Here is a 13,302-nt window from a genome sequence, read left to right as displayed (position 1 = left end):
TGGTAAATGCAACTATGTATGGTTGTATGATACAACTATGAGCGTGCGGAACACAAGAACCCAGGCTGTCGACACCATCCAGCGCGAACTCACCGCGTTCGCCCGTCGCGCCCGCGGCCGCGCCGCCGAACTGCACCCCGAGCTGAGCCTGGTCGCCTACAGCATTCTCGACCTGATCCTCGAGCGCGACGGCTGTCTGGCCACCGATGTCGCCGAGCAGTTCCTGCTCGACAAGTCGACAGTCAGCAGGCAAGTTGGCGCGCTCGAGCAGCTCGGCTACCTCGAGCGTGCCGTCGACCCCGCCAACCGCCGCAATCACGTCCTGCAGGCCACCCCCGAGGGGCGAAAGGTCGCCCGAGAGGCCGAACGCCGCCGCCGCGAGGCCTTCCAGGCGCGTTTCGCCGACTGGGCCGACGAGGACGTCACCGCCATGGCCGGTTACCTGGCCCGCTACAACCGCGGCGACTGACCGACCCCGCATTTCACGCGAGTAGTCTCGCGGTGGGCATCCGGCTGGCTATTGCGCGCGTCACTCCCGCCGGTGGGTGGTGCCCCGATGACGCACGCGAGTCGGTATAGTCGCCGCGGATGAGTAGTGACACCACCCACCCCGAGCAAGAGCGTTCCCCACGCCCGATCAATCGAGCATGGTGGCTGGTGCCGGTGTTGCTCACCATTGTTTCGGTCGTCTGCGTCAGGACGCCGATCTGGCCCTTTGAACGCTATTCCGACGGCTTCATCGACCTGCAGGTCTACCGCCTCGGCATCGAGGCGATGCGCGACGGCGCCGACATGTACGGCCAGCTGCCCAAGACCTCGATCGGCATCGGTCTGCCGTTCATCTACCCGCCGTTCGCGGCCATCGCGCTGGCGCCGTTCGCGCTGCTGCCGTGGGCTACGGCGAAGGTCCTCTACGTAGTGGTGTCGATCGCCGCCCTCTCCTGGACCCTGTACCTGGTCGCCCGCCGCTACCACACCGACCGCAAGCAAGCCGCCCTGCTGGTCACCGCCTGCGCGATCCCCATGGCGATGCTGCTGGAACCGATCCGCGCGACCATCGACTTCGGCCAGGTCAACCTCCTGCTGATGGTGCTGGTCGCCACCGACTGCCTGCTCCCGAAGACCCGCTACCCCCGCGGCATGCTGATCGGCCTGGCTGCCGCCATCAAGCTCACGCCCGCCGCGTTCGTCCTCTACTTCCTGGTCCGCAAGGACTACAAGGCCGCCGCGACCGCCGCTGCCACCGGCGCGATTGCGACCGTGGCCTCGTTCGTGTTCCTGCCCAAGGAATCGACCAACTACTGGTTCGGCGGGCTCGGCAATGTCTCCGGCCTCAGCGGTTCGGCCTTCCACACGAACCAGTCGATCCAGGCCGTCATGGCCCGCCTGCACATCACCGGCCTGCCCTTCGACGTGCTGTGGCTGGTACTCGGCGCCCTCCTGCTGGTCCTCGTCGTAGCCGCGATGCGCAAGGCCGCCGACGCCCCCGCGATCGCCCTGTCTCTCAACGCGGTCTTCACCCTGCTGCTGTCACCGATCTCGTGGTCGCACCACTGGGTCTGGATCGCCCCCGCACTGCTCGCCATGTTCTGCCACGCCCGCACCCTGCCCGCGAGCAGCGCCCGAGGCTGGTACGCCACCTCCGTCGTGGTCGCCGCGGTCTTCGTGATCGCCCCGCACAGTTTCCTGCCCGACGGCGAACACCGCGAGACCTCCTGGACCTGGGACCAACACATCATCGGCGACACATATGTATGGCTGGCTGTCGCACTCGTCGTGCTGTTCCTCGTAACCGGTCGCCGAACCACGCCCGTAGTAACGGCGCCGACCGCAGTCGAGGAACCCGCACGCGCCGCTTGAGCGATGGATCCAGCTCGGATTGCGTAGCGGGCGGATTCGAGTTGGTCGCAATCATGAGTAGAGCCGCATTGTGCTGTGCCGATGAATAATGAATTGAGGGTGGGTATTTCGGTCAGCTGCGGACGCGAAGCGGTGGTCAGCGCAATTTTCCACCGTTCCCGAGGTGATTTCTGGACAATTATCAACGGTGAGATCTCGGGACCTGTGTAATTTACAGAGAAAGGTTCTCGGAGGGCTTCAGCGGCGTTAACTGGATTGCACCCGCCACGTGGAAGTTCCGGTGTTACTCGGCCTACTCGGCGGTGACTTCCGAGGAGGATCGGATGAACGACAGTGCCGTCTTCGTCGTCGACCGGCTGCAACTCGTCGGCATCCTGTGTGCCGCCCGCGCTGCGGCGCGCGACATCGCCACAGCCCATCACCTCCAGATCGTCCACACGATCGTCGAACCCGACGTGGACCTGGAGTCGCTACTCGCCTACATAGACACCCACGAGATCGCCGTGGCCATCACCCCCACTTATCGACACATCCAGAACAACCCGGCGTGGGTCCGAACCCGATGCGACCTGATCACCATGAGCCCCCTGTCCTACCAGCGCCGCCAGCGCAGACTCATCGTCTCCTGAACCTGCGGTACCGGTGAACCGGTCATGAATCGTCGGGCTCCACCCACTGGAACCGGTGGTTGTGCAAGGGGAACTCGCTCAGGTCGACCCGGTCGAGCGTCATAGTGACAAGGCTGCCGTCCAATGAGCCGTTGAGGCGCAGATGGTCGGCGCCTTCTTTCTGGAAGGTGAACGATGCCAGTGGTTTCGACCCGGTATCGGCCAGTTCGATGCGGTGAGCCGCGGTGTCGATCGTGGCCTGTACATCGACGAAGCTGTCGTCCATGCGCTGATACGTTGCCCAGCCGGGCTCATCGAAAACCAGTCGTCGCCAACGGGTCCGGTCGGTTGTCAACGGCGGGACGTCGACTCCTTCCCGGGTGAACTCCGTGACCGTCCAGATGCCGTGAACCGGTGACTTCGGTGGATGTTGCGCGCGCCAATAGTCGATGCTCACGGGCAGGAAAGCGGTGGCGACCCAGATGCCGAGCAGCACCTGCGCGCCCGCGGCGATCCGCTGGGATCGCCTGGTGTGGAACGGATATGGTGCGGTCGAGACGTCGGTAGGCCGATCGAGGAACAGTACATTCATCAAACGCTGTGCCTCGGGTGCCAACAGCAGCAGCGACATCAACAGCAGGTGACCGGACAAGGTCCGGACGTACACGCCGAAACACAAATCCATCACGAACACCATGGACATGTCCACCATGACCAAGAGGGCGCCCGCGATCCTGGTCCGTGGGATGAACAGCAGTATCGCGCCCAGCACCTCGGCGGCGCCAAGCAGTACCTCGTAGGGCAATGAGACGCCGACCTGATTCCACAGCACATCCAACCGCGTGAAGTCCCCATACGGTGTGAGCAGCGTCGGTAGCGTCGGCGCGGGCATCTGCGTCGGAATCAGTTTCGCCAGACCGTAATTCATCATCGCCCCGGCGACACACAGCCGGATGAACACGAAGAACCAACCTGCCAGCTGCCGATGCGCATACCGTCGGTCCAGCAGCGTCCACACCGCAGTGCCGACCAGGCTGACCACCGAGATGCAGAAGAGCAGTACCCAGAATATGAGGTGATCGCGGCCGCCGGTCGTCACCAAGGGAACGTCGGTGACCCCGAACACCTGCCACCCCACCCATTGCAGAAACGGCTGCAGCAGTTGCAGTTGCCAGATCGGTGGGTCCAGGCGCGCGGACCGCCCGGGCACGAGCCATCCGGCGAGATCCGTGAGCAGCTGCGGATACAGCAGGCAATAGAGCCCGAAGTACAGGAAGCAGAACCGAAACGCGACGCGGGTGGGCAGGCTCCAGTGTGCGGAGACCACCCGATCCCGCACGTCGTCGGCATCTTCGACCCGTCGCGGTCGGAGTGCTTTCGATTGTTGGACAACGGCCGTGACGCTGTAGTGGGGCTGTACCGGCGTGCTGCTCGTGCGTGGCATTTCGCTTCACCTCGACGGTGTCTCGGAGCACGGTAGTTGATCTTGATTGCCGTACAATAGCCGACGATGAGGATGCGTTCGATTCATTCCTACGCTGAGGAGATCCGCATGCCCCGAACTCCGAAATCTCGCATGAAACTGGCAGTACTCATCAGTGGAACGGCACTGTCGGCTGCGCTCTTGTCGACAGTCGTCGAGGTGGCACCGATGCTGACAAGCCCCGCACGTGCTGCTGACCCGGTTCTGACGCAGGCCGACAAAGACGGTCAGTGCAAGGACGGGAGCAAAGGCAAGGGCAAGGCCGACGACTCGAAGTGCACCGGCGAGGACCCCGACAGGCGCCACCGCGACCACCGCCACAGGCACCGCCACCGTCACCGGCACGGCTGACCTACGGGCGAACAGCACAGGCTGCGGCCCACCTCTGCTGATGTCGGCAACGTTGCAGTTCGCCGACACGAAGCAGAGGTGGGCCGGCAGCGAACGGCCGAACTGATCCGTCGGCGTCCGGTCTGTCACATAGCTGCCGTGTTCCCGACGACTGTGGCGACTACCTCTCGTAGGCCAGTCATACGGGGCGCGTCCTTCTCGCTCGATGGCCACACGATGCCGAATGTGCAGTTGGGGAGCACGACCCTCCGGAAACGACTCCGGCACCATCGTCACAACCTCGTGCTGTGCGAGATCAGCCAGGCGCAACGACTTTCGTTGCGCCAGCGGATCCGTGGCGGCCAGACACGCGACCCGGCGCTCGTCCACGAGTGGAACAGCGTGAAAATGCGACGGAACCGGCAAATGCACGAATGCCGCGTGAATTTCACCGCGCTCCAGCGCGACCAACTGCTCGGCGAATGTGTCGATCACCTGCACTCGGGGTCCCAGTTCAGGAAAGCGTGCAGATACGCCGTCGATGATCCGGCGCGTCTGACCAATTGTCGTGAAGCTCTCGCATAAACCGATCCGCAATATCGCCGCCTGACTCGAAGCACGAAAGGCGATTTCTCTCAACTTTCCGTGGCATCCAAGACCGAACGGGCAAGTGGCACCAACTCGAGCGCGACCGGCGTGAGTTCTACTCGTCTGCTGGTTCGGTCGAAGAGTTGAACGCCCAATCTTTGTTCCATCGTGCGGATTTGCTGACTGAGTGCGGGCTGAGTCAGATATGCGCGCCTCGCGGCACGTCCGAAGTGCAACTCCTCGGCGAGAATCAGCAGCAAGCGAAGTTGGTGGGGTGTGGGGTCGTCTCCGTGCAAATTCAGACCCTTCTCGTCCATAACTCATACTCTATCGATGAGGGTGAGATTCCGATAGTTGCGCAGTTGTGAGGCATCACCCCGGGGTGGCAACGTGAAGGCGGTTCGTTTCCGCTCCTCATAACTCACAGAGATGGTAAAAATGCGCGCAAGTCTTGCCGCACTCGTGTTGTGCGTTTTCGGTATCACCACCGGTGAGTTCGTCATCGCCGGAATCCTGCCCGACGTCGCGGCCGACCTCGACGTCTCGATTCCGGCGGCCGGCCTGTTGGTGACCGCCTATGCCGTCGGCATGATCTTCGGCGGGCCGATCCTCACCGCGCTCACGGCGCGCTACCCGCGCAAGCCGTTGATCAGTGTGCTGCTGGTGATCGCGGTGGCAGGCAATATCGCCTCCGCGATGGCGCCGTCCTACGAGATCCTCTTCGTCGCCCGCGTTGTCACCGCGCTGGTCACCTCCACGTTCTTCGCGAACGCGATCGTTATCGCGACGTCGACCTCGCCGCCGGACAAACAGGCGTCGACAGTGTCGAAGCTGGTGTTCGGGATGAACATCGCGATGGTGCTGGGTGCACCGATCGGGACCCTCCTCGGTGATCAGTTCGACTGGCGTACCCCATTTTTCGCGATCGCGGCGGTCTGCGCGCTCGGCTTGGTGCTGGTCGTTCGGTTGGTTCCCGAGGTGGCGAACTCCGGTGGTTCGGCGTGGTCGGAACTGCGGGTGTTCGGCGATCGCAACGTTCAGTTGGCCATTGCCGTCACGGCGACCGGGAGCGCGGGCGTGCTGATGGTGTTCGTCTATTTCGCCTCGCTGCTGACCGACATCGCGGGATTCGCCTCCGGCGCTGTGGCGGTGATGCTCCTCGTCTACGGCCTCGGCGCCACCGTAGGTAACGTCATCGGCGGCCGACTGTCCGACCGCTCGCCGAAGAGGGCGCAGCTCGGTCTGCTCACACTGCTGGCGTGCGCGCTGCTGCTGATGTGGGCGGTCAGCGACAGCACTGTGCTCATCGCCGTGATGGTGTTCCTGGTGGGAGCGCTCGGCTTCTCGGTCATTCCGGGAATGCAGGCACGCGTCCTGAGCACCGCGGCGCAGGCCCCGACGCTGGCGATCGCGGTCAACGCCTCGGCATACCAGCTCGCCGCAGCCTTCGCCGGCTGGTTCGGCGGACACGTGATCGACACCGCCGGACTGCGCGCCGTGTACCCGGTCGCCGCCGCGATCACGGTCCTCGGCATCGCCGTCAGCGTCGCCGCCTGGAGCCGTGAGACGGTTCGGCTCGCGAGCTGACATCGACGCGGCGGCCAGTTCGGCGAGGAGGTTGCCGCGCTGGCCGGGTAGTTGCGGCCGGTCCTGCGATTCGACTCGGTCCAGGTTGCATTCCGCAACGTAGCCCCACCCGCACGAGCAGCGGATCCATCCAGCGCGGACCGCGCGAGTTGCAGCGCGACGGTGCCTGTCCCTAACGGTGGTGATCACCATGGCGCTGGTCCGTCGCCGTGGGAAACGCTGAGAACCAGCCCTGAACAGTTGCTGGCGTCGATCGTCTGCCGGGCTCGCGGACTCACCAGTCGGGATGGTCGGTTACTCCGCCGAAATCACCTTGTCGATACTCGCTTCGGCCCACGTCTTGAGGGTTGTGAAGTCGTCGCCGAGCAAGCCGAGTGCCGGATGAACGAACCGCAGCAGGGCGGCGGCGCCGTGATGGGTGTTGGTGTATCGCCGGTCCGGTGTCGTGATGTCGTCGTCGACCCACGCGAACGGCCGACCCGCGGCATGCTCGACCAGTTGAGCTGTCTTCCAGAAGGTGCCCTCCGGTCCGCGTCGGTGGCCGGGAATCCATTCGACGACAGGCAGTTCCGGCAATCCGATCGCGGGTCCGATGTAGGTATTGGCGTCGTGTTCCCATGTCGTCGCCCACCACAGCTCGTAATACTCCGCCAGCGCGACAAGCGCGGGACCATGCGTCCGGTTCAACCACACCCGTAGCGGTTTCACGCGCCGCACTGGGTTTTCGCCGTGCCGCGCGACCCAGACCGGCGGCATGAAACGGTGCGTTTCGTACCCGACGGGCCGCTTCGCCGGCTTCGCCCCGAACGGGTTCAGCGGTCCGTCGACATCGAGATACAGCAGCGGCCGAACCTCATTCGTCATCAAGGTTTCTCCTCGGTGATCAAGTCTCGACCCAGTCGCAGCCACCGTGATCGACTCCGCCACGACCGAAACGCGCAGTCAGGAGTGTAGAGCCGGACACCGACATCATTGAGCGCCAAGGCATTTCGTCCGGTAGGCCGCATCGAGTCGCTCTCGCTGATGTGGCAGGCATGATGGGCGGGTGAGCGTGGCGGGGGAGTACAGGCGCGTTGCCGAGCAGCAAGATCGGTCGGCGACCTTTGCGCTGATTCGGGTGTTGGCCGATCCTGATGCCACGGCGGCGGAGCGGGAAGAAATCTGCGATGTGCTGGGGCGGCTGGGTGATGTGCGGGCGGTTGCGCCGTTGGCCGCGATCGGCCGCGATCGGGACCGGCCGACCGGGGTGCGGCACAGTGCGTTGCGGGTGTTGGAGAACGCGGCGATGTGTCCGGAGGGTGCGCAATGGCGCGCCTGGTGGGACGCCGGTGACGACTTGGTCCGCGGCTGTTTGTTGCGGCAAGCCGAGCGAAGTGAGGCCGATCTGCTCGAACCGGTGGCGCGCGATCCGCACCACCCGCTACACCGGCACGCACTGACCGGAATCGAATTCGGCTTCGAGGAACCGCGTTGGCAGCAGTACAAGATCCAGGGCCTCGACCACCCCGATCCGGGGGTGCGCCGGACCGCGGCCGACGTTCTGTACTGGGAGGAACCGGTGGCAGCGGAACAGGCACTGCACCGCGCCGCCGACGACCCCGACACCGGTGTCGCCTGCGCTGCGATTGCCACGCTGCGCTGCTACCGCAGCCGGGCCACGCTGCGACTGCTGCACGAGATCTCTCAGGGTGATGGTGAAAGAGCTGTCGCTGCCAGGGATTCGAAGGATGACCTGCTCTACTACTTCCAGCGCGAGCAGCTGTCGGTTCCCCGCTGGCTCGCACCCGTCGCGGACCTGCTCGGCCCGCACGAGTTCGATGCTCCGACTTCGGGGGTGGCGTCGGCAGCCGACAGGTCCGAGCTGACCGTGCCGGCGGCGGCGGAGATCTTCTCCGTCTATTCCGACCTCGACGGCCCGTGGGCGCCGAAACTGGACGCGTTGCGCCGCTACCACTGGATCGGTGTGCCTGCTGCCGACCGCTTCGGCATCGCAACTTTTCTGTCCGCCCATTCGGACCCGGAGGTACGGGCATCGAGCTGCGCTGTGCTCTCGACCTGGCATGAGGTGGATCTGCTGTTCGCCCTCGCCCACGATCCGGAGGTGGGTGTCCGCAAGTCCGCCGTGTACTACCTTCGGTTCGTGCCACGATCTCACGAGATCGCCGCGTTCACATGGGATCTCGTCGACTCCGGCGAGCTCGCCGGTACTCGCGGCTATGAGGCGCTGGCCACCTGCGCCGCTCACACGGCATCGGGTGAACTCGACGACCGACTGATCGAGTTGGTACGTACGGACTCTCGCGAGAGCATCCGTGCCGAGGCGGTGTCCCAACTGGGCAATCGCATCCAACCCGTGCTGTCGGTGCTGACCGAATCGCCCTTGGTGACATGGGCAGTGCACATCGGCATGTTGAGTGCTTGCCGCGCGATAGGCCTGCGTCCGCCCGCTGTCGGCGCGCTGCGAGCTGTGGACAATCTAGATCTGGCAGTCGCGCTGACAGATTTCGACGATGTCAGCGCGGCGCGGTGATTTCCCCCACCGCGCGTCCGCTGTGCTGTTGAAGCCCGGGCACAGCCACCCGAACGCGGAACCGCCCACTGAGCATCACGGCTTACCGGAAAGTGGGCTCGTGCCAGTATTTCCCGCCTGCATGTACTCGTGCACGGTGAGCGCTGCTCGCATTTTCCAGATGAGACCCGGGTCGTGCGGATGGAGTCCGGCGAGGCGGTAGATCCGTTTGAGTCGATAGTCGACGGTGTTCTGATGGATGTGCATATCACGCGCGGTGAGTCGACGATTCAAACCGTTGTCGAGATGCGCGCGCAGTGTGCTGATCAGTTCGGGTTGTTCGGCGACTGCGTCGAGGGCCGTTTCGAGGCGGTCGCGTCCCGGTCCGGGGCGTGTCAGTTGGTATTCGATAGCGAGGTCGTCGAAATGGTAGAGATCTGGCGGTCGATGGAGTCTGCGTACTACGTCGAGCAATTCGTGTCCGTCCGCGGCAGCCGAGGGAATGTGGTCTCGCGCTGCCTCGATCGCGATGACCGTCAGTGCTGTCTGCACGACCAGGTCACGGAATTCTTCGAGGTCGGGGGAGCCTTGCAGCAAGATGGTTCCCCCGAGGGCACTGTGCAGCGCAGACACCGACGGCCCGAACCGCAGGACCAGCATGTCCAGGAAGTGACTGAGGGAGAACGCATCTCGGTCGGCGGACACCGACAGCACCGTGTACCGCTCGCTCAGTGGCGTGCCCCATTCCCGCGCGACCATGGCTGCGTGACGCCCGCTGAGCAGGGCACGAGTGACCGCCTGCTGTCCATTGTGCTGAGTGGCTGACTGGGTCACCTCGAGGTACGCCGTCGAGACCGTCGCGTTGATCGTTTGCATGGCATCTATGAGGTGCTCGACTGTGTGCGACGCGGATTTCGCGCTGTGCTCGTCCAGGTGGAGTCGGAATCCCGCCTGGATGAGCCGATGGACGGTCTCGATCGGTACGCCGGTAGCTGCCCATCGTGCGGCGGCAGGGTGAAGTGCTGCCCTGGCATCGCATTCCCGCGCACCACCGACCAGTTCCAGACACTCCGCGACAACGCCGGCTATCTCGTCCCGCAAGACATTGCCCTGGGCATTTCGGGGCGGAATAGTGCGCAGAATTCCGTCGACAATCGACTCGACCCGAGTGACACTCATAGCGAACTCTTCCGCATAACCAGTCATTCCCATCTGATCCCACGCCCACAATTCACTGTGCTGTAGGACGGTGGTCAGGAAAGTCTGAACCGAACGGTCTGCTCAGTCACTCGACTGCGGGACGAATTCATTCGACCTACGTTGTAACCAGTGCCAAATCTGGGGTCACGGGAAGTTGGTGTCCCGCCATCTCTGTCGCGGGACACCGTTCCAGGGAGCGGCATCGCCCTCGACATATTGTCGTCGCGGATCCAGAGTTCCTGCCGCTAGATTGTCCGGTGTGACCGGACAATCCTTCGTTCCCCAGGCTCAGCATCCAGCGGCCTACCTGCACGGCGACACCATCATCCAACTCGACGACGAGGCAGTGGTCTCGCTCGCCCACGACCTGCGGCGACGTACGTCCGATGACACCGAGTTCGCCCGGGCCGCCTTCGACTGGGTGCGAGATGAGGTCGCCCACTCGTTCGACGTTCAGGACTCCCGCGTGACCCTGACCGCCGGTGAGGTGCTGCGGGAGCGGGTCGGCCTCTGCTACGCGAAGTCCCATCTCCTCACCGCCCTGCTGCGGGTTGGCGGCATCCCCACCGGGCTCTGCTACCAGCGCCTTTCGCACGGTGACGGTCACGTCCTGCACGGTTTGGTGGCCGTGTATCTGGACGGCCGGTGGCATCGTCAGGACCCGCGGGGCAACAAGGAGGGTGTGATGGCCGAGTTCTCGCTGGCCGGGGAACGGCTGGCTTGGCCGGCCGATCCCGGTCTCGGCGAGATCGACTACCCGCAGGTGCTGGTGTCTCCGGCCGAGTCCGTGGTGAAAACCCTCAGCGGTATCTCGGATGTGCTGTCGATCTACGACACCGGCCTCCCCACCGCATTGGACAACTGAGACCGGCCCTATGTCCGGGTCTCGTTCATCCAGTTCGCGATCTGCACACGGCTTTTCGCGGCCAGTTTGTCCAGAATGTGCTGGATGTGGGTGTCGACGGTGCGGACCGAGACCACCAGCTCGGCGGCGATGTCGCGATTGCTCTTGCCCTGCGCGACCAGTGCCGCGATCTCGTTCTCGCGTCGGGTCAGCGGTCCCGGCTCGTCGCGAGGTTCGAGCATGAACTTCCACGCCTCGGCGATCGACATGTCCTTACCGCGCAGCCACAATTCATCGAATCGCTTGCTGCCCAAGGCCTTTCGGGTCGTATCCCGGCGATGTTGGTGAATGAAGTTGACCGCGATATCGGGCGAAGCGCCCAGGTCCTGCCACCCGGTCGCCGCGATGCCGAATACCGTCGCGGCACGCGTCAGATCGCCCTGCTGGTGGGCGATCCAGGCCAGCGCCTCGACGAGATAGGCGGCCATCGCGACGCGTTCGAACCGGAATCCCTCGGCCATGCGCAATCCCGTCGTGGCCGCGCGCAACGCCACCTCCACATCGCCGAACTGCACCTCCACCAACGCTTGCCCGAACAGTGCGCCGATGAGACTGAACTCGGCGCGAGCACCGGTGCAGACATCCAGGTTCCGTTGGACCGCGGCGCGTGCGGTGGCGAGGCCGCTGCTGTACGACTTGATGACCCCATCGAGAAAGAGCAGATGCGGTTCGGGCAGACGGGCGTGCCGGTCGAACGTGGCGACGGCGTCGGAGATCAACGTGGCCGCACCGTCGACATTCATCAACAGCAGTTCCAGGAATCCTTCCGTGTGCCCGATCTGGGCGCCCAGAATCTCGTCGGTGCCCGCGAGTGCGCGCGCCTCGGTCAACAGCTCGCGCGCCGCGACGAGATCGGACTGCCAGATCGCGAACATCGCCTCGGTGCGCAGCGCGAACGCGATCGCCGCGCCGTCGACGTCTTCGGCACGGGCGGCGGCGCAGGCCCGCCGCAACCGATCCCGGGCCTCGCCGAGCGAACCCCGCATGACCCAATACTCCTCGGAGCGGGCCGCCATCCGCACGGCGACGCCCGCTTCGCCGGGCACGGTCAACGACCACGCGATGGCCTCACGAATATTGGCGTGCTCGTCGCGCAGCCGCCCGTACCACTCCCGTTGACGCGGGCTGACAGCTTCGGCGTCGGCCTGAGCGCTGAGTCGATCGAACCAATCACGGTGGCGGCGAAGCGCTGTCGATTCCTCGCCGGACCCGATGAGCTTCTCGCGCCCGTACTCACGCAGTGTTTCCAGCATCCGGTACCGCACGATGCCGTTCGAATCGCCGCGCACCAGCACCGATTTGTCGAGCAACCCCTCGATGAGATCGAGGACCGGGCCCCCTGCTGCGCTACCGCAGACGTATTCGGCGGCCTCCAGGTCGAACGAACCATGGAACACGGTGGACAGTGCCCACAGGTTCTGCTCGCTCGGTGCGCAGAGCCGAAAGCTCCACTCGATAGTGTCGCGCAGGGTGCGGTGCCGCGGCGTCGTGTCGGCGACATGGTCGGTCAACATCGACATGGTGAGCCGATCGCGCAGCTGCGCGGGCGTCAACGCCTTGATGCGGGCGGCCGCCAGTTCGATGGCCAGCGGCAGACCGTCGAGACGTTCGCACACCTGCGCCACATCATCGCCCGACTCGGTGAAACCCGGCACCACCGCCGCGGCCCGATCGGTGAACAGCCGGTGCGCATCGGTTGGCTGCAAGGGCGGCACAGGGTAGACGTGTTCGCCCCGCACCGACAGCGCCTGCCGACTGGTAGCCAGCAGTGTGAGCGTGGTGCAACGGTTGAGCAAAACGGCGAACAACGCTGCGCAACCGGCGGCAAGGTGTTCGCAATTATCGAAAACCAACAGGATCTTGCGCGCCCGCAGGTGCTCGACCAGCACATTCATCGCGGACTCGGTGGACCGGCGATGCAAGCCGAGCGCCTCGATCAGTACGTCTTCCAGCAGCGCCGCATCACGTAGTTCGGCCAGTTCGATGATCACCACACCGTCGGGGAATCGCTGGTCGAGCGTGGCGGCGATCCGCAGGGCCAGGCGCGTCTTCCCGACCCCGCCGGGACCGGTCAGGGTGACCGATCGAGCACGGTCGAACAATCGTGTGATCTCGGTGGTTTCGGAACGCCGACCCACGAAGGAAGTTACGTCACCGACGTTGGCGACTTCGTCACGTATCACGAGGCTCAGTATCTGGGTTGATTGGTTGTCGGACACAGCAGATACGTAAT

Annotated in this window: 12 protein-coding genes; 6 read left to right on the top strand and 6 right to left on the bottom strand. The window is 64.5% G+C overall.

The genetic code is table 11. The annotated features are described in order from the left end of the window. The first annotated feature begins 37 nt into the window (after positions 1–37). The 3 genes from ACFW6D_RS02235 to ACFW6D_RS02225 all read left to right on the top strand — a co-directional run bounded on the left by ACFW6D_RS02235 (position 38) and on the right by ACFW6D_RS02225 (position 2,489). A complete protein-coding gene (locus tag ACFW6D_RS02235) occupies positions 38–469 on the top strand; it encodes a MarR family winged helix-turn-helix transcriptional regulator (protein ID WP_379323892.1) in 432 nt (143 codons plus the stop codon). A 119-nt stretch (positions 470–588) separates the two neighbouring features. After that, the gene (locus ACFW6D_RS02230; RefSeq protein WP_379323890.1) at positions 589–1,860 is read left to right on the top strand and encodes a glycosyltransferase 87 family protein; all 1,272 of its coding nucleotides are present in this window, start codon (positions 589–591) and stop codon (positions 1,858–1,860) included. Positions 1,861–2,183: 323 nt separating this feature from the next. Continuing rightward, entirely contained in the window at positions 2,184–2,489 is a 306-nt protein-coding gene (locus ACFW6D_RS02225; RefSeq protein ID WP_379323888.1) for a hypothetical protein, read from the top strand. 22 nt (positions 2,490–2,511) lie between these two features. Here ACFW6D_RS02225 and ACFW6D_RS02220 read toward each other — a convergent pair whose 3' ends face one another. From ACFW6D_RS02220 to ACFW6D_RS02210, 3 genes are read right to left on the bottom strand one after another with little or no spacing between them, the layout of a single operon-like run. After that, positions 2,512–3,912 (bottom strand): DoxX family protein, encoded by a 1,401-nt coding sequence (locus tag ACFW6D_RS02220; protein WP_379323886.1) that lies wholly within the window; start codon positions 3,910–3,912, stop codon positions 2,512–2,514. Between the two features lie 6 nt (positions 3,913–3,918). Next, positions 3,919–4,920 carry a LysR substrate-binding domain-containing protein gene (locus ACFW6D_RS02215; RefSeq protein ID WP_379323884.1) on the bottom strand — a complete coding sequence of 334 codons (1,002 nt, stop codon included), beginning with the start codon at positions 4,918–4,920 and terminating at the stop codon, positions 3,919–3,921. Beyond that, positions 4,917–5,186 (bottom strand): LysR family transcriptional regulator, encoded by a 270-nt coding sequence (locus tag ACFW6D_RS02210; protein WP_379323882.1) that lies wholly within the window; start codon positions 5,184–5,186, stop codon positions 4,917–4,919. The genes ACFW6D_RS02215 and ACFW6D_RS02210 overlap by 4 nt, the downstream gene beginning before the upstream one ends. 121 nt (positions 5,187–5,307) lie before the next feature. Here ACFW6D_RS02210 and ACFW6D_RS02205 point away from each other — a divergent pair, with 121 nt between their 5' ends. Beyond that, on the top strand, positions 5,308–6,456 hold the full coding sequence (locus tag ACFW6D_RS02205; RefSeq protein ID WP_379323880.1) for an MFS transporter: 1,149 nt from the start codon (positions 5,308–5,310) through the stop codon (positions 6,454–6,456). Between the two features lie 294 nt (positions 6,457–6,750). Here the strand turns inward: ACFW6D_RS02205 and ACFW6D_RS02200 are convergent, their stop codons facing one another. After that, entirely contained in the window at positions 6,751–7,320 is a 570-nt protein-coding gene (locus ACFW6D_RS02200) for a hypothetical protein (RefSeq protein ID WP_379323878.1), read from the bottom strand. A 181-nt stretch (positions 7,321–7,501) separates the two neighbouring features. Here ACFW6D_RS02200 and ACFW6D_RS02195 point away from each other — a divergent pair, with 181 nt between their 5' ends. Continuing rightward, a complete protein-coding gene (locus tag ACFW6D_RS02195; RefSeq protein ID WP_379323876.1) occupies positions 7,502–8,986 on the top strand; it encodes a hypothetical protein in 1,485 nt (494 codons plus the stop codon). A 75-nt stretch (positions 8,987–9,061) separates the two neighbouring features. On the opposite strand, the gene ACFW6D_RS02190 is transcribed toward ACFW6D_RS02195, so the two are convergent. After that, positions 9,062–10,144 carry a PucR family transcriptional regulator gene (locus tag ACFW6D_RS02190; RefSeq protein WP_379323874.1) on the bottom strand — a complete coding sequence of 361 codons (1,083 nt, stop codon included), beginning with the start codon at positions 10,142–10,144 and terminating at the stop codon, positions 9,062–9,064. Positions 10,145–10,424: 280 nt separating this feature from the next. Between ACFW6D_RS02190 and ACFW6D_RS02185 the strand changes: the two genes are divergently transcribed. Continuing rightward, positions 10,425–11,030, top strand: a complete 606-nt coding sequence (locus ACFW6D_RS02185; protein WP_379323872.1) for a transglutaminase family protein — start codon at positions 10,425–10,427, stop codon at positions 11,028–11,030. An 8-nt stretch (positions 11,031–11,038) separates the two neighbouring features. Here ACFW6D_RS02185 and ACFW6D_RS02180 read toward each other — a convergent pair whose 3' ends face one another. Next, a complete protein-coding gene (locus ACFW6D_RS02180; RefSeq protein ID WP_379323870.1) occupies positions 11,039–13,252 on the bottom strand; it encodes a LuxR C-terminal-related transcriptional regulator in 2,214 nt (737 codons plus the stop codon). Positions 13,253–13,302 lie beyond the last annotated feature (50 nt).

The organism is Nocardia sp. NPDC058705 (assembly GCF_042749305.1).
Classification (GTDB): domain Bacteria; phylum Actinomycetota; class Actinomycetes; order Mycobacteriales; family Mycobacteriaceae; genus Nocardia.
This window is presented reverse-complemented; position numbering and strand designations above follow the sequence as displayed.

What these genes read in the sequence shown, in the direction of transcription:
- ACFW6D_RS02235 (WP_379323892.1), top strand. Translation starts at nt 38, where the DNA reads ATGAGCGTGCGGAACACAAGAACCCAGGCTGTCGACACCATCCAGCGC.
- ACFW6D_RS02230 (WP_379323890.1), top strand. Translation starts at nt 589, where the DNA reads ATGAGTAGTGACACCACCCACCCCGAGCAAGAGCGTTCCCCACGCCCG.
- ACFW6D_RS02225 (WP_379323888.1), top strand. Translation starts at nt 2,184, where the DNA reads ATGAACGACAGTGCCGTCTTCGTCGTCGACCGGCTGCAACTCGTCGGC.
- ACFW6D_RS02220 (WP_379323886.1), bottom strand. Translation starts at nt 3,912, where the DNA reads ATGCCACGCACGAGCAGCACGCCGGTACAGCCCCACTACAGCGTCACG.
- ACFW6D_RS02210 (WP_379323882.1), bottom strand. Translation starts at nt 5,186, where the DNA reads ATGGACGAGAAGGGTCTGAATTTGCACGGAGACGACCCCACACCCCAC.
- ACFW6D_RS02205 (WP_379323880.1), top strand. Translation starts at nt 5,308, where the DNA reads ATGCGCGCAAGTCTTGCCGCACTCGTGTTGTGCGTTTTCGGTATCACC.
- ACFW6D_RS02200 (WP_379323878.1), bottom strand. Translation starts at nt 7,320, where the DNA reads ATGACGAATGAGGTTCGGCCGCTGCTGTATCTCGATGTCGACGGACCG.
- ACFW6D_RS02190 (WP_379323874.1), bottom strand. Translation starts at nt 10,144, where the DNA reads ATGAGTGTCACTCGGGTCGAGTCGATTGTCGACGGAATTCTGCGCACT.